The following is a 19269-nucleotide window of genomic DNA, read 5'->3' on the forward strand; positions in this document are numbered from 1 at the left end:
CAAACTACTTGTCTCCCGGCAGCAATAGCGCCACTATGAAGGCCACTATGGCGAGTGTCCCGAGGAAGCTGAAGTAGCTCCTAGGCGATTCAATGAAGAATACAGCAACGCTGGCCAGGATCACCGTGAATATACGCGAGACGAACCCTATGAAGCCCGAAGCGCTCCCGTGAACCTTCCTAGGGTAGAATGTGCTTATCCACTCCATGATTATCGGGTAGGCTGGTAGCATTAACAGGCCGAGCAGGGGAATCAGTGTCAGGACCGTGTACCTGGCCGTGTAGAGCGCCAGGCCATAGTATACGAGTATACCGGCTAGGGTGACCCCCCTTATGTAGAGGGTCCTCTTACCCCTCCTAGCCACCGGCGTCGGTATAAAGGCCACTCCAACAAGCCCTAGGAGGAGGCTCAACGCAACCGACAAGCCGGCTATATCGCCTAGATCCACCGTGGCCAGGGCCGACTCTAGCCAGATCGACATATTGTCGAACAAGGCGACCCCCAAGCCCAGCACAATCCCCAGGAGCCACAACTCCCTGTAGCCAGCTACCCTCTTCAACTCGCCCCTAACACTCTCGCCCGCCGTAACACCCGGGAACCTGTACCCCCAGGCCCCGTATGCGAAGAGTACGCCGCCCAGCAGCGACACTAGCGCGAGGGGGGCGAGGAGCATGTACAAGCCGTACCTCGTGTAGAGCCAGTAGCCGGAGCCAAGCCCGTATATTATGCCCAGGTACATGGAGAAGCTGAGCAGCGATACAGCCATCTCCCTCTTCTCGGGGTAGACCCTGCTCGCGAAGGGGGCGAATGAGTTGAGCAGGAAGGGCTGGCCGAGGGCGCCGAGCAACTGGCAGAAGAGGAGCCAGTAGTAGTTGCCTGGGGACGCCAGCCTAAGCACGCCGCCCAGCACGGTCAAGTACACTCCTAGGGAGAGCCACCTCTTGAAGCTCCTATCTAGGAGTAGGCCGGAGGGGATGGTCAGTAGGAGGAAGAAGACCGGGTAGGTTATAGCCAGGAGGCCGATCCTCTCCTTGGAGACGCCGAGCTCCCTAGCCACTAGACTGCCCACGGGCGAGAAGGTTATCCATATCGCCTGCGAGGCGAATACCGTGATTGCGAGGCCTGCGAGGAGCACTGCCCTCCTCGACATTACTTGAAGACCTCCACTGTCAGCCGCCTGGCCATCTCCTCGGCGAGATCCCCTGGCAGCGATTCGAGCACCTTAGCAATGATTATCGAGTCTAGGGGAGTCTCGCCGATCATGCCGGCCGCCGCCAGGGGGTCCTCCTCCAATAGCTTGTAGATCCTTGTCAACTCCCCTGGAGGGGGTCCCTCTAGGACGTCTTTAGCGTCTGAAAGGAATTCGCCCGCCACCCTATCGTGGACCGGCGATATCGTTAGATGGATGTTGTAGGGGGCCACTCCCTCCACCCTGGGCTGTAGACCGATGACCCAGCCCCTCAGGGACATGCCTGCGTGGAACTTGAAGAGATCCGACTCACTGGGCAGGGAGAGGGATAGGAGGGGCGACTCTATGGGCGCCACTGAGCTAAAGCCGAGTCTCCGCAACCCCTCGTAGAGTTTGGCCCTAGCCGATAAAACCTTCCTAGCCATCTCAAGGTAGCCCCCGCGGCCTAGGTAGTTGAAAACACTCCACGCCGCCGCTAGGGGGGCTGCCGAGCGCGATGAGAGCACGGTCGTGTTTATGAAGGGATATCCAGGCCACCTTAGATCCGCGTATACCGTGCCCTCCTTATACTCCTCACGGCGGAATAGTACTACTGATACGCCCTTAGGCGTGTACCCGTACTTGTGCGCGTCCATGGAGAGAGACGTGACTCCATCGACCCTGAAGTCGAAGGGCTCGATCCTCTCCCCGAGCTCTTCGAGGAACGGTAGGATGAAGCCCCCTACACAGGCGTCGACGTGCACGGGCACCCTCTTGTCATGGGCGTACTCCGCCACGTCCCGCACAGGGTCGACGACGCCGTAGGGGAAGTTGGGGGCCGAGACTACCACCAGCGAGGTCTTATCGTTGACCGCCTCCTTGACCGCCTCCACATCCACCTTCTTCGAACCCGGGTCTACCGGGGCCTCTGCGATTCTCATCGACAGGTAGTGGGCGGCCTTCCTGATGGAGGGATGACCCGTGACGGGTAAGACCACCTCGGGAACGGCGTCGGCGCCCCTCCTCTTCCTGTAGACCCATCGAGCCGCCTTGACGGCCAGCATTATGCTCTCGGTGCCCCCGTAGGTCACCGTGCCCACAGTCCCCTCGGGCGCCCTTACTAGCGACTTAGAGAAGGCCACGATCTCCTTCTCAAAGTACAGGGCGCTCTTGAACACCGTAGGGTCTAGCGCGTTGGTGTCGAGGAAGAGTTCGAAGGCCTTCCTAGCGAGCCTCCTCAGCTCCTCATCCCCGGTCTCGTAGATGTAAGTGAACAGCCTACCGGTACTGGGGTCGATGTCGGCGCTCTTGACTTCTAGGAGTCTTGATAGGATGGATTCAGCGCTGCCCAAGGCGAGGACACCATGGATACCCATAGGTCGTCCCGGTATTTATGACCAGGGGTCTAGGCAGGGTACTAACGCTCGCCTACACCCTGGAGGCATCGTAGACCTCCCTCAGCTTCTCGTACAGCGCTAGCCACTCGTAAGCCAGGTCGGTTAGACTATACTCTCTAGTCACGTAGTCGTATATGAGGAGGCCATGCTCCACCAGGTCTTCAAGGAGAGCTCTTGCCCTATCCAGGGGTAGGTTAGCGGCCCGGGCGATATGGGATATCCTGGAGGCACCGTCTCGAACGCCCTCCAGTATGCTTGCCACGATGTCGTGCCTGCACCGGTACCTCTTCATAGGACAGCTCCATGTCACAATTTGTGAGCACCGGATATAAGCCTAGCACCGGTATAGGCTAAACGGAGGGTGCACTCGGTTGAGCGAGATAAAAGCCGCAGGCTCCATAAGGCTGAAGGGCCCCATAGAATTCAACAACCTAGACATCGGGGGGTCCCTTAAGGTCGAGGGAGACCTAACTGTAAACGGCGAGTTCCGCTCCGGGGGCTCGGTTGTAGTCGACGGCAACCTGAGGGTCAACAAGATGAAATCCGGGGGCTCTGTAAAGATCTCGGGAACCCTCATAGCGAACGAGCTCGCGGCAGGCGGTAGCATAAGCATGGCCACGGGCGTGGTTAGGGAGCTAGACGTTGGAGGGTCCCTCACGGCCGACACGACATACGCCGACAGGGCCAGGATAAGCGGAACCTTCAAGGGGGTCCTGATAGCCAGGAGCGTGGTCGTGGAGAAGAAGTCGAAGATCAAGGGCAGGGTGATCGCGGGTAGGCTCCTCCTAAAGAAGAAGACCGAGGTCGACGAGGCCTATGCTGTAGAGCTAGAAGCAGAGAGGGAGGCTGAAGTAGGCAAGCTAGCCTGTGTCAAATGCCTCCTGGGCAGGGGGGTCTGGGTGGGCCTGCTGCTCTACAAGGAGTCCTACGAGGCTGACAAGGCCGAGATAGACCGGGTGGAGAAGGTCGGAGAGATACCGGAGCTCGAAAGGCTAAGGGAGCTGGAGGAGGAGCTCTCCAAGATAGGATTCAAATAATGCATCATAGACCGCTCCAGCGGCCCAGAGGGTCCCTCAAGGTGGAGGTATAGGTGAGGACCGACGCCAAGCTAGCGATAGTACAGCTGATACACGTAGCTGCATGGTCCTCCTACTATACCCTCACCAGGGAGGTCTACTCGGGGGACCCCGGGTACCTGCTCCTACTAGCGGCGGCCGAGACCATGCCAACTCTAGCTGGGCTAGTAGGCGGGGTACTGGCCGAGAGGTATGGCTATAGACTGGTATTCCTACTGGGCCTGGCGGAGGGCATAGGCCTTGCCAGCGCCGGGCTATTCCTCTACAATGAGAAACTACTCCTGGCCTCGGTGGCGGTCGCAAGCCTGTCCTGGTCGATCAGCGGCCCCCAGATATACGCGTACACGTTAACGTACTCGGGCCAGAGCGGGGAGAGCCTCGGCGTGGTAACCGCAGGCTCAACCCTCGGCTGGACGCTTGGAAGCCTAGCCCCCATAGTGGCGCTCGAAACAGGGCCAAGGACTATACTAGTCGCCGCGGGGGCGTCCACCGCTATAGCGTACCTGTCGATATTATCACTTGAGGGACCCTCTAAGCCGGTCGCCAGGCGCAGGCACTATAGCGGTAGAGGAGCCGTCCTGCCCATCCTGGTGTTGGCGGCGCTCTCCTACACCGGAGTAGAGATCATTGGGAGCATCTATATGGGAAAGCTGAGCAGAGAGGCCGGGGTCCACCTCTACTCCCTCGCAAACATGGCCTCCGGCCTCATATCAGCTCTAGTAAGGCCCCTCGCCGGCAGGATAGTCGATGCCAGGGGTCCCTCCAGCATCCTAGCGGTTGCCCTGGCGGCCTACACTCTATACCTGACGTGTCTAGACGTGGCTAGGGGCCCCCTCATGGCCTTAGCCTGGGTAATTCCACTCTACCCCTTCTTCGAGCTATCGCTCTACAAGCTCTCCTCCGCAATCCTAGGCGAGGCTCTCGGGGTTGCAGCGGTATCGGCCAGCTATGGCATCACAGGCTCCATACTAGCCTTCTCAGGGCTAGCGGGGCTGGGCGAGAAGAGCCTATTCTACATTGCCCTGGCCTCATTCCTGTCGGCGAGTATAATGGCCCTAGCTGTAGGTGGCTGGCGCGAAGGGGGTACCGGGGGAACGGGATGGCGTGAGACGTCCAATGAGGCCTAGACGCTCCTAGGCCCCGGGTATGAGTCTAGGATCCCGGCTATACCGCTATAAACGGGCTCTGCCGCGGCCGATGGAGGGTCCGTGCCTTGTGCTATGGAGGCCATGCGTACTCGCTGATAGAGGAGGGCCTCTATGCTGGCGAGGGGTGTATCGAGCCGCCCCAGGTCGACGCGGTGATCTGTCTGGCAAGCGATTGCCGGGTCAAGGTTAATGGCGTTGCCGAGTTCTGTTTCGAGGTAGAGGATTTCGGTGTCGAACCGATCAACAACTTCGCCAACGCGCTCCGCAAACTCTTAGAACTCCGGGCGCGGGGGTTAAGGGTCTATGTGCACTGCTACGCCGGATGCGGTAGGAGCGGGACCCTCGTGGCAGCGTACCTCATCCTGGCCCGAGGGCTCTCGGCGGAGGAGGCTATAGCATACTATAGGCTGAGGAGGGGTTGCGGGCCGCAGAGCTGGGAGCAGCGAGAGCTGCTCTATGCCCTAGACATGTTGTCCAGGAAGGTGGGGAGGGAGAGGGCCATCGAATACTTGTTGGAGTCTAGGGACTTCGGTGACTTCCTAGCTAGGGCCAGGAAGGCTATGGTGGGGTGACGCCCAGGCTCCTGTCACCCGCGTCGCCGAGTCCAGGTACGATGAAGAACCTTGAGTCTAGTAGCGGGTCTAGGGCCAGAGTGTAGACGGCGGTGACCCCTCCCAGGGACTCTAGGTAGGTTATGCCGGGCTTAGATGCTATGACCGCTGCAACTATTAGGGGGCCCATGCCCCTCTCCCGGAGCAGGTCTACGATGGCTCCAACCGTGTAGCCTGTCGCGAGCATCGGGTCTATTATGACTACGGGTCCCTCGTGGCGGCTCGGCAACCTCTCATAGTAGACCCTGATATCCACGCTCCCGCCCTCCTCGACCCGCCTAGCGGCCACTAGTCCTATCGGCGCGCCGGGGTAGAGGGTTTCGAAGCCTTCTAGGAGGGGTAGCGAGGCGCCCAGAACACCCACTAGGAGCGGGGGGTTCCTAGGTTCGAGCTCGACCGCCTCTGCCTCCAGCGGCGTCGTGACGCGTTTCTCGACCCACTCCAGCTCGCTGCTTATATGGGCTGCTAGGAGTGCGCCGGCCCTCCTCATCCACTCTCTGAACTCCCTGGTCCCGGTCTCCTTGGATCTAAGGTGTAGGAGTATCCAGCGGGCTAGAGGGACCCTCTCACTCACTACGACTAGCTTCATGCGTGCCCGAGCTTGTCTGGGCTATGGCATGGGTATTTATGGATCTCGACCCGTCCCTGTGGATCCGCGGGAACAGGTGTATTGGAGGGCGAGGATCGAGAGCAGGGAAGCGTGCCAGGCAAGGCGTTGAGGGTGCTGGAGAGGTATCCGCTCTGCGACCGGTGCCTGGGGAGGCTGTTCGCGGGCCTGGGCTATGGGTGGAGTAACAGGGACAGGGGTGAGGCCCTCAAGAAGACCATTGTCATGATGCTCCATGAGAGGATAAGACTGGGCCTCCCCGGCTCCATGGAGAGGTTCAAGGAGATAGCCCCGAACATAGGAGGGCATGCAGGGCCGCTCTACGAGAAGCTCTACGGGGAGCGTCTTGAGCCGAGGAAGTGCTACATTTGCGGGGGCTTGCTCGATAGGGTAATCGAGGAATCCTCTGCCAAGGGCAAGTCGCTCCTCAAAGCCTATGACGTCACTCGCTACGTCGTCGGCGTCAAGGTCGATCGCCCCATAGAGGAGAGGGAGAGGAGGCTGAGGGAGGAGTTCCAGCTCCCCTTCGGCGAGAGCATAAGGGCCGAGATACGCAGGGAGGTCGGGAAGCGTATAATGGATGAGGAGATGAAGCCGGACTTCGCCGAGCCCGAGGCAACGCTCCTAGTCCACTACCCCTCCGGGAGCCTGGACTTGCAAGTGAACAGCCTACTCTTAAGGGTCAGGTATTGGAAGAAGGCCCGCTTCATAAGCCAGGCCTACTGGCCCAGCCCCGAGGGACCCCGCTATTTCAGCGTGGAGCAGGCCGCCTGGGGCTTGCTCAGGCTGACTGGCGCCGAGAGGCTGGTCCTCCACGCTAGTGGGAGGGAGGACGTTGACGCCCGCATGCTGGGTTCCGGGAGGCCCGCGGTCATAGAGTTGAAGGTCCCTAGGCGTAGGAGGTTCACCCTCGCAGACCTGGAGGAGTGGGCTAACAGGGAGGCCCGGGGGCTGGTGGAGTTCAGGGTTTATGGATACGCCGATCGTAGAATGATACGGTACTACAAGGAGGAGCACTCTAGGACCAGGAAGATATACAAGGCGCTTATAGCGGTTGAGAAGGAGGTCAGCGGCGAAGAACTCAGGGGGTTGGAAGAATTCTTCCGCAATAGGGTGGTCCTACAGAGGACTCCGCGCCGCGTGCTCCACAGGAGGCCAGACGTCCTCCGCAAGAGGACAGTCTACAGCGTCAAATGCACCAGTATAGCCAGGGGCGTGATCGAGTGCCTTGTTTCGAGCGAGGGGGGACTCTATGTGAAGGAGCTGGTTTCGGGCGACGAGGGGAGAACAAGGCCTAGCTTCTCCGAATACCTAGGGGCTAGGTCCGAGTGCGTTGAACTCGACGTGCTATACGTGGAGCACTAGACCCTCTACTTTAAAACCCTGTAGGGCGTGCTTGTATCTGACCGGGTAGACGGGTATGGTTAAGCCGCCGAGGGGCTATAGGCAGCGGACTAGGAAGCTGTTGCGCAAGAAGGTTAGGGAGAAGGGTGCGGTACCCAAGCTGAGCGTGTTGCTTCACCCCTACAAGGTGGGCGACAAGGTGGCCATAAAGATCGATCCCTCCTTCCACTACGCGATGCCCCACAGGAGGTTCCACGGGCTGACTGGGACCATTGTCGGCAGGAGGGGTAGGGCCTACGAGGTCGAGGTGTACCTGGGCAGGAAGAAGAAGCTCCTCATAGTCACACCCGAGCACATAAGGCCTCTAAAGGCCTAGCACACCCCTATATAGTGCTTGTATGGGTGGCCGGCTTGGAGCGTAGGATAGTGAAGGAGAAGTATGTAACCTACTCTGAGGCCCGTAGGCTCCTTGAGGATAGGGTGCGCGAGAAGGAGTTCGGAGTTATAATAACCGTTGACAAGACGCTCGGCTACCTCCGGGTCTTCGGAGACAAGGATCCCGATAAGGCGCGTGGTGCTGTGGAGAAGCTCGTTGGGCTTGGCCTCGACGAGGATGTCGCGGTCAACATTGTAAACATATGTCCTTCAGACCCTGGGGAGGTTAGGAGTATCCTCTCCATGAAGAAGGAGTTCGTCTACGATGAGAGCCTAATAGAGGGCATCCTAGAGGCTATCAGGGAGTACTGCGAGTCCTCTTACCCCGAGGAATAGCTTTACACACTAATATTCTATACCCCCCGGCGCTATAGTGTAGGGTGGGCCGAGGGTGGTTCCGATGACGAGGCAGTTCCGAGATCCGCGGAGGCAGGCTAGGCCGGAACCCCATCCGGCTGAGCTGGAGAAGACAGCGATAGTCCTAGACTACATGCCCTCCGGCTACTATGCAGACCCGCACAGGGAACACAGGGAGGTTCCCATAGCCCAGGCAGTGGGGATCCGGAGGTTCACGCTTGTAGACGGGATCCCGCTTGAGGAAGTCGACCTGATGGAAACGGTCACCCTCGCCCGAGAGGTTCCCAGGACGGTAGTGATACCCCCGGGCCCACGATCCTCAAGGCCTAGGCGCGTCACAGCCCTTCTAGCGTGCCTGCCGGGAGCAGACAAGCGCATCTACTGCCTCCCACTACAGTATAAGGACAGGGAGCTAGTCGATATACTGCGGATGGACCTGGAGGCCGCCGACCCCAGGATAATAGTCCTGGACAGACTCGAAGCCCTCAAGAGCGTTGCTTCGGAGAGGGGGCTTCCCGAGAAGATACTGGTGGTCCCCAGGAAGCCCCTGAGGTTCGAGGACCTATCAGACCTGGCCAAGCGCAACCTGGAGGAAGCTATAGCCAGGATCATCGAACTGCGCGAGAAGGACTTCGTGGAGTTCTTCAACATAGCACAACCGATCAATATAAGGCTACACAGCCTAGCTCTACTCAAGGGAGTAGGTAAGAGGACCCTCCTAAACTTCCTCAAGATAAGGGGGCAGAAGAGGTTCAAGAGCTTCAGCGAAGTCAAGAAGGCCTTGAAAACCGATCCTATCGAGGCCCTCAGGGACAAGATACTGGAGGAGATACGCGGCGAGGCCAAATACTACCTCTTCATCAAGCCGGAGAAGCCGGACGCCCCATTCCTAGACTACCTAGACAGGATCGAGAAGACAAGGTCTAGGAGATGAGGGTCCCTCCACTCCCACGAGAACCGCGGAACCTGCTATCCTGGCTGAGGAGCGTGCTCCGCCTCCATGGCAAGAGGCCCCTCCAAAGGCTGGGCCAGGTCTTCCTCGTGCACCCCGATGGCGTGAAGCTCTTCGCCTCGGCGGCTGGAGAACACCTGGAGCCCCCGATACTAGAGGTGGGTGTCGGCACGGGCCACCTAGCCTACTATGTCGCCGGCAGGGTGGGCTGGGTTGTCGGCGTCGAAATAGACCACGCTTTGCTCAAGATCGCAGGGGAGGTGTTGCATGGTTCAAACGTCTACCTGGTCCACGGCGACGGCGTGGAGTGCGCTGAGGGCTTCCGCGTCAGCGGTGTCTACTCCAACACGCCCTACAATATATCCTCGCGCCTAATCGCCAGTGGCGCCAGGAACAACTCGGTCAAAGCCCTTGTCCTGGGTTTACAGCTTGAGGTTGCCCAGAGGGTCCTAGCGGAGCCGGGCTCCAGGGAGTATGGCCGATTGACCCTGCTCGCGAAAAGATACTTCAGTGTAAAGGAGCTCGGCAGGCTCCCGCGCTCATGGTACTACCCGCGGCCGGAGGTCCACGGGTCCCTCGTACTCTTCCAGAGGATCAGGCCCTGGACGGTTGGCGACGAGTGTTATGAGAGGTTGACGGCCTGTCTTTTCACCGGGAGAAACAAGCTGGCGGACAAGATGGCCTCCAAGTGCCTCGGCGTCGAGAGAAGCGTCTTAACCAGGATAGCTGGCAAGCGTGTACGTGACTTGACTGTGGAGGACGTAGAATGGCTGCTGGAGAAGGCTGGAGGCTGTACGAAACACCACTAGGCGAGTTAAGAGTCTACGCTCATCCCTGCGTTTACGAGCCCTCCGACGACACGCTCCTCGCCATAGAAGCCCTGGCACGCCTACCCGGAGTCAAGACCGATGTCACGACGGCTGTAGACATGGGCACGGGTACAGGGGTACTCGCACTAGCCATAACCAGGATATACCCGGAAGCCTTCGTCGTAGCGACAGATATAAACCCACACGCCCTCCAAGCCGCTAACAAGACCCTCCAGGCCTCCAAGGCCACTGTAGTCGCTTGTAGATGGGCCTCATGCCTCAGACCCCGGTTCGACCTGGCAGTCGTTAACCCCCCCTACCTCCCGGTGGAGGACCAGCTGGACCAGTGTCCAGAGCTGTCCAAGTCGTGGAGCGGCTCGCCGGGCACCTTGGAGGAGGCATGTAGAGAGGCTACTAGAGTAGCGGGAGCCCTGGTTCTCGTGTATTCGAGCCTCTCCCAGTGGACTCCCCACGAATGCCTTAGGGAGGCTGGCTTCGAGGTAGTGTACGAGGTCGGGGAGTCTTTCTTTATGGAAAAACTCTACGCGGTGATAGCGGTTAGAGGGAGTGGGCTTGGACAGGCTTCGACTAGTACTCGTCGGCGTTGAGGGCGCCATCAACCTAGGGCTAATAGCTAGGCTCTGCGAGAACTTCGACGTCGATGAACTAGTCCTGGTCTCTCCTAAGGCGAGCCTAGAGGAGGCCCGGGAATACGCTGTGAGGGCCAGCCACAGGCTGGACTCGGCCCTCATAGTCGACAGCCTGGAAGAGGCCCTCGAAGGCGTTGCACTATCGATATGCACGTCGGCCAGGTCCTCCTCGACCGACGCTCTTAGGACTCCCGTGAACCCGGAGGAGGCGGTTGGAATCGCGGGGGGAGTAGAGGGGACTGTAGCCCTGGTCATGGGCCGGGAGAGCGTGGGGCTCACCCGGGCAGAACTCTCCATGTGCGATCTACTAGCGACTATACCGTCGAGCTCCAGATACCCTGCCCTCAACCTAGCCAACGCCACGGCGATACTCCTCTACGAATTCTATAAGGCCCGGGGTAGGCGTGTCGAGTGGAGGGGGGATACCCGTTATATCAGGCTTGTCGAGGCCTATGCAAGGGCGCTTGCAGACCTACTGGTGAGCGACGAGAAGAGGAGGGAGGAGATCGTAGTGGCTCTCAGGAGGATGGCCGCGAGGAACCTCATGCATGGGAAGGACGTCCGCCTACTCCTCTACCTATTATCGAGGGCGTGCGCGTTTATCGAGGGGTGCAAGGTTGAGGTATCTAATCAAATGTAATCCCGGCCTGGAGGACGTTAGTAGGCTAGAGGTGCTCGAAGAGCTCCCGGGCGCCTCCATAGTGGAGGAGAGGAGCGGGCGAGGCAGGCTGATAATAGAGTATGGGGGACCCCTGCACCCCTTCTATAGCATGAGGAGTATCCACTCCGCCTCGATCCTGCTCTACGAGGGGAGGGTCGATTATTCCAGGGAGAGCCTCAGCCTGATAGAAGCGTATACGGTGCAGTCAGGGGTCCACAGGTACATACCCTACGGCGGTAGCTTTGCTGTGAGGGCTGAGAGGATTGGCGAGGGCCACGAGTACACTAGCATGGACGTCGCAAGGGTCGTCGGGAGGGCAGTCCAGGAAAGCTACAGGGGGGAGTATGGTGTGACACCCGAGGTGAGGTTGGAGGCGCCAGCGGTCTCGGTGATGGCCGAGGTCGACGACACGGTGTTCAGGATAGGCGTATACCTGGTCGGCGAGAGGAGTGGGCACAGGAGGGGATATCGTGTGTACGACCACCCGGCGGCGCTGAAGCCTACGCTAGCATACGCCCTCCTACGCCTATCTGGGGCGCGGGACTCGTCGGTGATAGTTGATCCGATGTGCGGCGGTGGCACCGTCGCTATAGAGGCCGCCCTGCTCTACGAGGACGCGCGCATACTATGCATTGATAGGAATAGGCGGCATATAGAGGGTGCTATGAGAAACGCCCTGGCGGCGAGAGTCTATGATAGGATCGAGTTCATGGTTGGGGATGCAAGACGGTTGCCCGAGCTGGTCGGCTACGACTCGATCGACTATGCGGCCTCCAATCCGCCATATGGGATTCGCCTGGGCGATCCCTACTCGGTTAGGAGGCTCTACTCTGATTTCATACCAGCGCTCTACGACTCCATGAAGAGTGGGGGGAGGGCTTCCCTTGTAACCACAGAGTCCAGTCATGTCCTGAGCGTTGGGCGCAGGGCCGGGTTCAGGCTGGCTCACATACGTAAGGTCCGTCACGGGGATCTCTGGGTTTCCCTGATAGTCCTGGAGAAGTAAGCGCCAAGAAATATAACCTGGGGCCGGCGACCCGCTATCTCCGGCGCAGGGGGAGGATTAGGCTATGCCGCTGAGACCAGCTAGGTGCTACACGCACTTCAGTGGACCACCCTATACCAGGAGAGAGTATATACACGGGGTCCCGCAGCCTAAGATAACCAAGTTCGAGATGGGCAATAGGGAGATGATGGATAACGCCGAGGTCAAGGGAGAGCTTGTCGCGGTAGAGGCGGGCCAGATCAGGCATAACGCCCTCGAAGCCGCTAGGATCGCCGTAAACAAGTACCTGGCCTCCTCGGTGGGCGATGTCAACTTCTACTTCAGGATAAGGGTCTATCCCCACCACGTGCTGAGGGAGAACAAGATGATGGCCTTCGCCGGCGCCGATAGACTCCAAGACGGTATGAGGCAGGCATTCGGGAAACCGATAGGAACTGCGGCCCGCGTGTATCCAGGCCACGTGATACTGGAGGTCTGGGGCAGGGAGAAGGACGTGGAGCATATAAAGGAGGCCCTGAGGAGGGGCGGGGACAAGTTCCCCATACCCACTAGGATTAGGATAAGGAAGCTCGCGCAGGCCAGGTAGTCGGGTTTGTCCAGCTCCTGCCCCATACCATACCATATAGATTTCTCGCCGCTGGAGGAGCTCAATGAGCTTAAGGGGTCTAAGGTAGTCCTACAACTCCCCGACGGGCTGAAGCAATACGCCGACTGCATATCACGTTCCATATCAGAGTCCACCGGGGCCGAAGTATACATAGACGCTGACAGCTCCTTCGGTTCATGCGACCTCCACTGGCCCCGGCTCGCCCACATACTAGGGGCCGACGTGGTAATCCACATAGGACATACACCGTACCCGGGCGAGCTAGCGAGCAGCAATGTGGAGCCCCCCAGGGGCAGGCCTAGGATAGTCTACCTGGCAGCCAAGAGCAAGTTAGAGATCACCCGGGGCATGATCGAGGAAAGCATACAGCTCCTCAAAGGACGCGGAGCCAAGCGCCTAGTCCTAACCGCCACCAGCCAACACACCCATCTACTCGAAAGCCTGGCGTCATCGCTGGAGGAGCATGGTTTCGAGGCAGCCATCCCACCGCCTATACCACCGTACTTCGAGCCGGGCCAAGTGATCGGGTGCGATTACAGGCTAGCGAGGAGCTACGCAGGCGACGCATACATCATTGTCTCGGGGGGCGTCTTCCACGCCCTAGGCCTCTACCTCTCAACTCTCAAGCCGGTCATACAACTGGACCCCTACCGTGGCGAGGCCCTCGACAGAACCCCCGAGTTCGAGCGGGTCTACGCGGTGAGGCTCTATAAAGTGTCTAAGGCTATGGACGCGGAGACCTGGGGTATCATAGTCGGCTCCAAGACCGGCCAATACAGGCCCTGGCTGGTGGAGAGCCTGATACGCCTCATAAAGGAGTCTGGGAGGAGCTATCTCCTATACGTGTCGGAGATGCTGAACGACTACGTGTTGAGGAATATAGATACGCCCAGCATCGAGGCATGGGTAGTTACGAGCTGCCCCAGGCTCCCTATAGACGACTTCCACAGCTATGAGAAACCAGTTCTAACCCCCGGAGAGGCTAGGATGGCGCTCCAGGGCCGGCTAGAGCCATACATATTCCCGTGGTAGACCCGACATGCCGCGGGTATCCGAGGTCGCCCGCCTGGTCGAGAGGGCCGCGCCCAGGATACCTGATCCGTCGCCTCGACTAGAACAATACACTACGCCCGGCGATATAGCGGCTAGGCTTGCCAACTGGATCGCTCTACACGAGGACCTGGACTCCAGTAGGATAGCGGATTTGGGAGCCGGTACCTGCAGGTTATCCGTAGCCCTGGCATTGTATGGCGCCTGGTATATTATCGGTGTCGATGCCGACCCACGCCTCGCAGGCTACTGCCGAGAGGCGTTCTCTGCCATAGGCTCGGCCTCCCTGCATGGCTATATAGTCTCTGTAATCGAGAGGGGCAACGGCCCCCTACGCCGGCGCGCAGTAGATCTAGTCGTGATGAATCCCCCATTCGGGGTACAACGCAAGGGGATGGACACGGTTTTCCTAGAGTACGCGATGTCCCTCGGAGTTGAACGGATCTACGCTATACTAAAAACCGGTAATGAACAATACCATTCCCGGCTGGCCGCGAAGCACGGATACAGCCATAGAGTGCTCTATAGGGAGCGGTTCCCCATACCAGCTACCATGGAGCACCACAGGTCCAGGATGAGAAGGGTGATAGTGAATGTCGCAGTCTTTGAGAAGATTTAGCGAGAGGGAGGTGCTCCCGGGCGAGGAGCTAGCGTCGATCGAGGAATTCATACCGGGCAGTGGCACTTATGTCGATGAAGAGGCAGGTGTTGTGAGGGCCGCGGTTAGGGGTACTGCACGCTATAATATGGCTGTGAGGGTAGTTGAGGTCATCCCTCTCAAGAGGCTTAGGATCCCTCGGGCAGGCTCTTCTGCCGTTGGCATGGTCATGCAGGTTCGGCATGACGTCGTGCTCGTCGAGTTGTATGGAGAGGTGAGGCTGCAGCCGGGGCCGGCATGGCTCTACGAGTATAGCGGCAGGTTCCTCGGCGCCATACCTATATCTAACATTAGCGAGGAGTATGTGAAGAACATCGAGGACTACTACAGGAGAGGCGATATAGTCCTCGTCAAAGTCCTAAACAACACTAACCCCTACCATTTAACCACCGTCGAGCCACCCTATGGAGTACTCTACGCGGAGTGCTCCAGGTGTGGAGCCCTGCTGGAGCCTGTGAACCCGCGTAGCATGAAATGCCCCAAGTGCGGTCACGTCGAGAAGAGGAAAGTATCGATACTGGCCTCCTCCAAGATACTGCGCCTGGAGCTCAGGAGGACGCTCGTCTCCCCAATAAGGTGACGCGGGGATATGGCTAGGAAGCGGGTCTTCATAGTGAAGCTTCCACCGCTCGCGCTCCAGGACATCGACAAGTTCATGGAGAGGCTCTCCAAGCACCTCATAGGCGATCCAGTGCTCATCAAGTACAAAAATGGAGCGCTCCGAGTCGAGGTTTACGGGGGCGACGTGCTTGCAAGGAAGACCCGCATCGGCATAAAGAAGGTCCTGGAGGAGTTCACGCAAAGGGAGGTCCGTGGGAGGAGCCTACGCGTCATACCGGCTAGATCGATTTACAGAGAGGCTGGAGTGGCCATACCCCTCGACGTCCTAGAGCTTGTGCTGAGGATCAACGGCTATGAGGCCAGGGTCACCGAGGAGGGCCTAGAGTCTAGTGCCCCGGTCGACGAGGTGTTCGTGTATGCTGGCGAGATAGGGAGGCTTCTAGAGTCCCTATCAACGCTTGAAGCCTCCAGGACCGCCAAGAAGTTATTCCTGGCGGTGGCATCCCTCACCGGAGCCAGTCCTTTGGAGATAATAGACGCGGGCTTCAACCTTGATGTGCTAGAGGAGGACGATGAGGGCAAGCTATTCGTGAGAGGCGATTGGAGGGAAGCAGTAAAAAAGGTGGTTTCTGAACTGGGGAAGGGAGGGTTTGGGTAGATTGGAGAAGGTAGAGCTGAAGAAGATCTCGGACCGGGAATACGAGTTCGTGATAACCGGTGAAGACCACACGCTCGGAAGCCTGCTCCAGCACTACCTACTGGAGGATGAGAGGGTTATCAACGCCTACTATTCGCCTATACACCCGCTAGAGGAGTCTATAAGGGTCTACATGAAGCTGGCCGTCGACGAAGACCCTGTTAAAGTGCTGGAGGACGCCTTGAAGAGGATAATAGAGGACGCGCGCGACGTCCGCGAGAAGATCACTGAGGCCCTCAGGAAGGCCGGGATAGAGGTTGAAGAGTAAAAAGGAAGCCAGGATACTGGTCTCAAAATGCTTCTCAAGTAAATGCCTCGGCATAGTACTACGTGGCTCCGAAGTAGATGGAGCGGTCTCGGGAAGAGACTGTGCAACCCTGTGCAGGGATGCCGAGGAAAAGGGGTTCTCCGGCGAACTCCGCTTCGCCGCCGGCGATTGCAGGTGCGGCTACCCACTCCCCCCTACCGTTACTAGAAGCCTAGAGAGCGTCCTATACACTCTATCCTCTTCTCTACCCTTATGGATTCAACGTGTGGAGACCATACTCTCACGGAAAATATAACACCCCCGAAGACTCTATAGCTGGCCTAGGTGTATGTGATGCCCGCCACCAAGCCAGCGGCTAGGAAGTCTAGGATAAGGTTCTGTCCCCGCTGCGGCTCTATAATGTACCCTAGGGTTAAGGACGGTAAGAAGCAGTTGTTCTGTCCCCGCTGCGGCTACACCATAGATATCGAGGATGAGGCGCTCGAAGCCTACAAGGTCAAGAGGAAGGTGGAGCACAGCCCAAGGGACAAGATCATAGTGGTCGAGGCCGACCAGGTGCCCTCGACAGCAGTCCTATTAAAGGGACAAGTGAGATGCCCCAAGTGCGGTCACGACGAGGTCTACTTCTGGATGATGCAGACGAGGGCCGCCGACGAGCCCCCCACGAGATTCTATAGGTGCAAGAGGTGCGGGTATACGTGGAGAGAATACGCGTGAACGACTGCGCTAGACTATACACGCTGAGGCGCGGCCTAGACAAGCTAGCCCGCGACCTGGTCGAGGCCGTAGAGAGGACTCCTCCGACAGTATCGTCGAGGCATCTCCTTGAGGAGTCGCAGAGACTAGCCTATTCCATGGTGGTCCTGGCTCGGCAGTTGGAGAAGAGCCTGGATTGCGCCTAGCCCCCCGGGCATAATTTTAACTGGGGTCCCAGCTATTCTAAACGGGGGTCTGGATGGTTTCAAGGATAAGGTTCCAGGATGCAAGGACCTGGAGATACATTATAGCGTCTATGGAGAAGGTCTTGGATGAGGGTGTTTTCATCGCCAACAGCGAGGGGTTATCCTTCCGTTCCCTCGACCCCGCTAGGGTGGTCATGGTCGACTTATTCTTCCCCGCTGAGGCTATGAGTGACTACGAGTTGGAGGAGGATGAGGTGGAGTTTGGCGTATCATTCGATACTCTAGTGAAGGTTCTAAGGAGAGCTCGTAAAAACGACGAGCTGGAGATACGCGTGTCCGATACGTTCATCGACGTGCTCTTCCTCGGAAGGGGCTCTCGCAGGTTTAGGATACCCCAGATAACCCTGTCTATAGAGAGGCCCCCTGAGCCGAAGATAGGCTTCACGGTTACGGCCAAGATGCTCGCGACCACCTTCAGGGAATCCATGAGGACTCTGGAGCCCATAGCAGACACTCTCAGCCTGCTAGCCTCGGAGGAGTCGTTCATAATGAGGGGCACGGGCGACATTGAGAGCGCCGAGCTTGAATTCTCGGTGGAGAGGCAGAGCCTGCTCGACATGCAGGTCGAGTCACCGGACTCGTCAAGCTATACCCTCGAATACTTCTCACAGATGCTCCAAGCCGCCCAAGCCGCCGAGACCGCCACGGTAATGTACGCTGGGGACGCGCCCGCGAGGGTCGATTTCGAGTACGTGGGTGGGGGTAGGCTGACATTCTATGTCTCGCCGACGATCTAGGGGCAGGGAGATACCCTACAGGGTCCCCAGGGATGGTGTCGACCTAGAACTCCTATACAAGCTATACTACTCCCTACGCCCCCGGATAGAAGAGCCCAGCGACATAGCCCACAGGGAGTTCGCATTCCAGTACTTCGATTCGGAGACCTACCACCGCCACCTATCATTCAACAGTATAGACGAGGTCTTAGACCACATGACGAGGAGGCCCCCGAGGCAAGCCTACTACTCCGTGGCGACATACGAGTTGCCCGAGGCAAAGTCCATGGAGGAGAAAGTATGGCTGGGCAGTGACCTCTTCTTTGACATCGACGTAGACCACCTGCCAGGCTGCCAGGGGCCTCTGCCCACGACTGAATGTATAATGGAGGGGCTTAGAATGGCGTATAGGATAAGAGCGGTTGCCAAGAGGGATCTAGGGGCGGAGGCCACTCGCATCTACTTCACGGGCCACAGGGGCTTCCACGTAGTAGTCTATTGTAGCGAGTGCAGGACTCTGGGGAGGAGTGAGAGGCGTGAGATAGCCCAGTACATAGCCGCCCGGGGGCTAGAGCCCGAGGCGTTATTCCCTCTACGCCCGCCCAGGGGCTATGAGCCGGCCCTGCCAGGCGAAGGCGAGCCGGGTTGGAGGGGATGGATCGCGGAGGGCCTAGGTGGTAGGAGGGGTGGGGCCCGGAGGGTTCTAGGACGTAACTGGCTCGACGAGATCCTTGAGATCGTCAGGGATTTGGCGGTAGACTTGGACTTGCAGGTTACCCAGGATCCCACCCGGCTGCTTAGGCTGGAGGGAACCCTCAATGGGAAGGCTAGTCTCCTTGCGGCGCGCGTAGGCGAATCGTGGAGGCCCAGCTACGGGGACTTAACACCGTTCCAGGGCGAGGTAGGTGCCAGGTGTCTAGTTGAAATACCCGAGGGGGAATACTATGGGTTCAAAGGGGGGTTTAGAGAGGGGGAGGAGGCCTCCCTCCCTGCCGGCATCGCTATAGTGTTCGAGACCAAGGGGATATGTAGGATAATAGAGGGTGAAATCGTTGTCAGAGCGGGTACCGGCTGGGGGCGTGTTTAGGGCAGCCTCCATGATGCATGAATCGCTTAACTTGGAACACCTCAACGAGGCGAAGAGCCTCCTCTACACTTACTGCCCGGGGCCCTTCTGCAGGGAGTTCCTCGATAGACTCGCCGAGGCTTCTAGGCTCGTCGCCAAGGCTAGGCTCAGCGACTTGTCGTTCGACGAGAACTATATGGGTATAGACGGGGGCCTCTTCAAGGCTATCAGGAGAATCCTAGAGGTCTACTCGGACTATATTAGTGGTATGGCCGTCACCTTCGGCGAGGACATGGCGGTCAGGGTCGCCTCGCCGTTTGCGCTAGGCAACACGGTGGTGGAGCCAGGCGAAATCGTGCCTGTCCCCCTGGATAGGGGTATAGGCCTCATACTAGCTGGGCTAGCCGAGCCGGTTAGGGAAACAGCTATAAAATTACCCGGCTAACGGCTAGTGGGCTTGGGG

General features: G+C 58.6%; 27 protein-coding genes. 23 read left to right on the forward strand and 4 right to left on the reverse strand.

The genetic code is table 11. The annotated features are described in order from the left end of the window. Nucleotides 1–4 precede the first annotated feature (4 nt). The 3 genes from F7C38_07085 to F7C38_07095 all read right to left on the reverse strand — a co-directional run bounded on the left by F7C38_07085 (nucleotide 5) and on the right by F7C38_07095 (nucleotide 2857). Nucleotides 5–1150 (reverse strand): MFS transporter, encoded by a 1146-nt coding sequence (locus tag F7C38_07085; protein ID MCE4601305.1) that lies wholly within the window; start codon nucleotides 1148–1150, stop codon nucleotides 5–7. After that, nucleotides 1150–2520 (reverse strand): aspartate aminotransferase family protein, encoded by a 1371-nt coding sequence (locus F7C38_07090; GenBank protein MCE4601306.1) that lies wholly within the window; start codon nucleotides 2518–2520, stop codon nucleotides 1150–1152. The genes F7C38_07085 and F7C38_07090 overlap by 1 nt, the downstream gene beginning before the upstream one ends. Nucleotides 2521–2596: 76 nt before the next feature. Next, nucleotides 2597–2857 (reverse strand): hypothetical protein, encoded by a 261-nt coding sequence (locus tag F7C38_07095; GenBank protein MCE4601307.1) that lies wholly within the window; start codon nucleotides 2855–2857, stop codon nucleotides 2597–2599. A gap of 79 nt (nucleotides 2858–2936) precedes the next feature. Between F7C38_07095 and F7C38_07100 the strand changes: the two genes are divergently transcribed. The 3 genes from F7C38_07100 to F7C38_07110 all read left to right on the forward strand — a co-directional run bounded on the left by F7C38_07100 (nucleotide 2937) and on the right by F7C38_07110 (nucleotide 5361). Further along, the gene (locus F7C38_07100; protein MCE4601308.1) at nucleotides 2937–3602 is read left to right on the forward strand and encodes a polymer-forming cytoskeletal protein; all 666 of its coding nucleotides are present in this window, start codon (nucleotides 2937–2939) and stop codon (nucleotides 3600–3602) included. Nucleotides 3603–3655: 53 nt separating this feature from the next. Continuing rightward, the gene (locus F7C38_07105; GenBank protein MCE4601309.1) at nucleotides 3656–4768 is read left to right on the forward strand and encodes a hypothetical protein; all 1113 of its coding nucleotides are present in this window, start codon (nucleotides 3656–3658) and stop codon (nucleotides 4766–4768) included. 86 nt (nucleotides 4769–4854) lie between these two features. Next, a complete protein-coding gene (locus tag F7C38_07110; GenBank protein MCE4601310.1) occupies nucleotides 4855–5361 on the forward strand; it encodes a dual specificity protein phosphatase family protein in 507 nt (168 codons plus the stop codon). Here the strand turns inward: F7C38_07110 and upp are convergent. Beyond that, nucleotides 5348–5989: a uracil phosphoribosyltransferase gene (gene upp, locus F7C38_07115; protein ID MCE4601311.1), complete on the reverse strand. Its 642-nt coding sequence runs from the start codon at nucleotides 5987–5989 to the stop codon at nucleotides 5348–5350. The two genes, F7C38_07110 and upp, sit on opposite strands and share 14 nt — an antisense overlap. 81 nt (nucleotides 5990–6070) lie before the next feature. On the opposite strand from upp, the gene F7C38_07120 reads away from it, so the two are divergent. From F7C38_07120 to F7C38_07215, 20 genes are all read left to right on the forward strand, one after another. Next, nucleotides 6071–7372, forward strand: coding sequence for a tRNA pseudouridine(54/55) synthase Pus10 (locus F7C38_07120; GenBank protein ID MCE4601312.1), 1302 nt, complete (start codon nucleotides 6071–6073; stop codon nucleotides 7370–7372). A gap of 55 nt (nucleotides 7373–7427) precedes the next feature. Next, a complete protein-coding gene (locus tag F7C38_07125) occupies nucleotides 7428–7727 on the forward strand; it encodes a 50S ribosomal protein L21e (GenBank protein ID MCE4601313.1) in 300 nt (99 codons plus the stop codon). Nucleotides 7728–7762: 35 nt separating this feature from the next. Further along, nucleotides 7763–8122: an RNA polymerase Rpb4 family protein gene (locus F7C38_07130; GenBank protein ID MCE4601314.1), complete on the forward strand. Its 360-nt coding sequence runs from the start codon at nucleotides 7763–7765 to the stop codon at nucleotides 8120–8122. 64 nt (nucleotides 8123–8186) lie between these two features. Then, nucleotides 8187–9077 carry a DUF655 domain-containing protein gene (locus tag F7C38_07135; GenBank protein ID MCE4601315.1) on the forward strand — a complete coding sequence of 297 codons (891 nt, stop codon included), beginning with the start codon at nucleotides 8187–8189 and terminating at the stop codon, nucleotides 9075–9077. Further along, the gene (locus tag F7C38_07140) at nucleotides 9074–9904 is read left to right on the forward strand and encodes an rRNA adenine N(6)-methyltransferase family protein (GenBank protein MCE4601316.1); all 831 of its coding nucleotides are present in this window, start codon (nucleotides 9074–9076) and stop codon (nucleotides 9902–9904) included. The genes F7C38_07135 and F7C38_07140 overlap by 4 nt, the downstream gene beginning before the upstream one ends. Continuing rightward, a complete protein-coding gene (locus tag F7C38_07145) occupies nucleotides 9862–10512 on the forward strand; it encodes a class I SAM-dependent methyltransferase (GenBank protein MCE4601317.1) in 651 nt (216 codons plus the stop codon). Before F7C38_07140 ends, F7C38_07145 begins: the two co-directional genes overlap by 43 nt. Continuing rightward, on the forward strand, nucleotides 10478–11194 hold the full coding sequence (locus tag F7C38_07150) for an rRNA methyltransferase (GenBank protein ID MCE4601318.1): 717 nt from the start codon (nucleotides 10478–10480) through the stop codon (nucleotides 11192–11194). The genes F7C38_07145 and F7C38_07150 overlap by 35 nt, the downstream gene beginning before the upstream one ends. Continuing rightward, nucleotides 11172–12221, forward strand: coding sequence for a THUMP domain-containing protein (locus tag F7C38_07155; GenBank protein ID MCE4601319.1), 1050 nt, complete (start codon nucleotides 11172–11174; stop codon nucleotides 12219–12221). The genes F7C38_07150 and F7C38_07155 overlap by 23 nt, the downstream gene beginning before the upstream one ends. Nucleotides 12222–12285: 64 nt before the next feature. After that, nucleotides 12286–12807, forward strand: a complete 522-nt coding sequence (locus F7C38_07160; GenBank protein MCE4601320.1) for a 50S ribosomal protein L16 — start codon at nucleotides 12286–12288, stop codon at nucleotides 12805–12807. Between the two features lie 6 nt (nucleotides 12808–12813). Continuing rightward, nucleotides 12814–13860 (forward strand): diphthamide biosynthesis enzyme Dph2, encoded by a 1047-nt coding sequence (gene dph2 / locus F7C38_07165; protein MCE4601321.1) that lies wholly within the window; start codon nucleotides 12814–12816, stop codon nucleotides 13858–13860. Between the two features lie 7 nt (nucleotides 13861–13867). Then, on the forward strand, nucleotides 13868–14497 hold the full coding sequence (locus tag F7C38_07170; GenBank protein MCE4601322.1) for an METTL5 family protein: 630 nt from the start codon (nucleotides 13868–13870) through the stop codon (nucleotides 14495–14497). Continuing rightward, on the forward strand, nucleotides 14472–15116 hold the full coding sequence (locus F7C38_07175) for an exosome complex RNA-binding protein Csl4 (protein MCE4601323.1): 645 nt from the start codon (nucleotides 14472–14474) through the stop codon (nucleotides 15114–15116). The genes F7C38_07170 and F7C38_07175 overlap by 26 nt, the downstream gene beginning before the upstream one ends. A gap of 9 nt (nucleotides 15117–15125) precedes the next feature. Continuing rightward, nucleotides 15126–15755 carry a DUF2067 domain-containing protein gene (locus F7C38_07180; GenBank protein ID MCE4601324.1) on the forward strand — a complete coding sequence of 210 codons (630 nt, stop codon included), beginning with the start codon at nucleotides 15126–15128 and terminating at the stop codon, nucleotides 15753–15755. Next, on the forward strand, nucleotides 15748–16062 hold the full coding sequence (locus tag F7C38_07185; GenBank protein ID MCE4601325.1) for a hypothetical protein: 315 nt from the start codon (nucleotides 15748–15750) through the stop codon (nucleotides 16060–16062). The genes F7C38_07180 and F7C38_07185 overlap by 8 nt, the downstream gene beginning before the upstream one ends. Continuing rightward, a complete protein-coding gene (locus tag F7C38_07190) occupies nucleotides 16052–16357 on the forward strand; it encodes a hypothetical protein (GenBank protein ID MCE4601326.1) in 306 nt (101 codons plus the stop codon). The genes F7C38_07185 and F7C38_07190 overlap by 11 nt, the downstream gene beginning before the upstream one ends. 38 nt (nucleotides 16358–16395) lie before the next feature. Then, the gene (locus F7C38_07195) at nucleotides 16396–16779 is read left to right on the forward strand and encodes a transcription factor S (GenBank protein MCE4601327.1); all 384 of its coding nucleotides are present in this window, start codon (nucleotides 16396–16398) and stop codon (nucleotides 16777–16779) included. Next, nucleotides 16761–16964: a hypothetical protein gene (locus tag F7C38_07200; GenBank protein ID MCE4601328.1), complete on the forward strand. Its 204-nt coding sequence runs from the start codon at nucleotides 16761–16763 to the stop codon at nucleotides 16962–16964. The genes F7C38_07195 and F7C38_07200 overlap by 19 nt, the downstream gene beginning before the upstream one ends. Before the next feature lie 53 nt (nucleotides 16965–17017). Continuing rightward, a complete protein-coding gene (locus F7C38_07205; protein MCE4601329.1) occupies nucleotides 17018–17761 on the forward strand; it encodes a DNA polymerase sliding clamp in 744 nt (247 codons plus the stop codon). Next, entirely contained in the window at nucleotides 17742–18827 is a 1086-nt protein-coding gene (locus F7C38_07210) for a hypothetical protein (GenBank protein MCE4601330.1), read from the forward strand. The genes F7C38_07205 and F7C38_07210 overlap by 20 nt, the downstream gene beginning before the upstream one ends. Next, nucleotides 18793–19251: a hypothetical protein gene (locus F7C38_07215; protein ID MCE4601331.1), complete on the forward strand. Its 459-nt coding sequence runs from the start codon at nucleotides 18793–18795 to the stop codon at nucleotides 19249–19251. The genes F7C38_07210 and F7C38_07215 overlap by 35 nt, the downstream gene beginning before the upstream one ends. Nucleotides 19252–19269 lie beyond the last annotated feature (18 nt).

The organism is Candidatus Thermodiscus eudorianus (genome assembly GCA_015521085.1).
Lineage (GTDB): Archaea > Thermoproteota > Thermoprotei_A > Sulfolobales > Acidilobaceae > Thermodiscus > Thermodiscus eudorianus.

What these genes read in the sequence shown, in the direction of transcription:
- F7C38_07085 (MCE4601305.1), bottom strand. Translation starts at nt 1,150, where the DNA reads ATGTCGAGGAGGGCAGTGCTCCTCGCAGGCCTCGCAATCACGGTATTC.
- F7C38_07095 (MCE4601307.1), bottom strand. Translation starts at nt 2,857, where the DNA reads ATGAAGAGGTACCGGTGCAGGCACGACATCGTGGCAAGCATACTGGAG.
- upp (MCE4601311.1), bottom strand. Translation starts at nt 5,989, where the DNA reads ATGAAGCTAGTCGTAGTGAGTGAGAGGGTCCCTCTAGCCCGCTGGATA.
- F7C38_07125 (MCE4601313.1), top strand. Translation starts at nt 7,428, where the DNA reads ATGGTTAAGCCGCCGAGGGGCTATAGGCAGCGGACTAGGAAGCTGTTG.
- F7C38_07135 (MCE4601315.1), top strand. Translation starts at nt 8,187, where the DNA reads ATGACGAGGCAGTTCCGAGATCCGCGGAGGCAGGCTAGGCCGGAACCC.
- F7C38_07140 (MCE4601316.1), top strand. Translation starts at nt 9,074, where the DNA reads ATGAGGGTCCCTCCACTCCCACGAGAACCGCGGAACCTGCTATCCTGG.
- F7C38_07145 (MCE4601317.1), top strand. Translation starts at nt 9,862, where the DNA reads ATGGCTGCTGGAGAAGGCTGGAGGCTGTACGAAACACCACTAGGCGAG.
- F7C38_07160 (MCE4601320.1), top strand. Translation starts at nt 12,286, where the DNA reads ATGCCGCTGAGACCAGCTAGGTGCTACACGCACTTCAGTGGACCACCC.
- F7C38_07170 (MCE4601322.1), top strand. Translation starts at nt 13,868, where the DNA reads ATGCCGCGGGTATCCGAGGTCGCCCGCCTGGTCGAGAGGGCCGCGCCC.
- F7C38_07175 (MCE4601323.1), top strand. Translation starts at nt 14,472, where the DNA reads ATGTCGCAGTCTTTGAGAAGATTTAGCGAGAGGGAGGTGCTCCCGGGC.
- F7C38_07180 (MCE4601324.1), top strand. Translation starts at nt 15,126, where the DNA reads ATGGCTAGGAAGCGGGTCTTCATAGTGAAGCTTCCACCGCTCGCGCTC.
- F7C38_07195 (MCE4601327.1), top strand. Translation starts at nt 16,396, where the DNA reads ATGCCCGCCACCAAGCCAGCGGCTAGGAAGTCTAGGATAAGGTTCTGT.
- F7C38_07205 (MCE4601329.1), top strand. Translation starts at nt 17,018, where the DNA reads ATGGTTTCAAGGATAAGGTTCCAGGATGCAAGGACCTGGAGATACATT.
- F7C38_07210 (MCE4601330.1), top strand. Translation starts at nt 17,742, where the DNA reads ATGTCTCGCCGACGATCTAGGGGCAGGGAGATACCCTACAGGGTCCCC.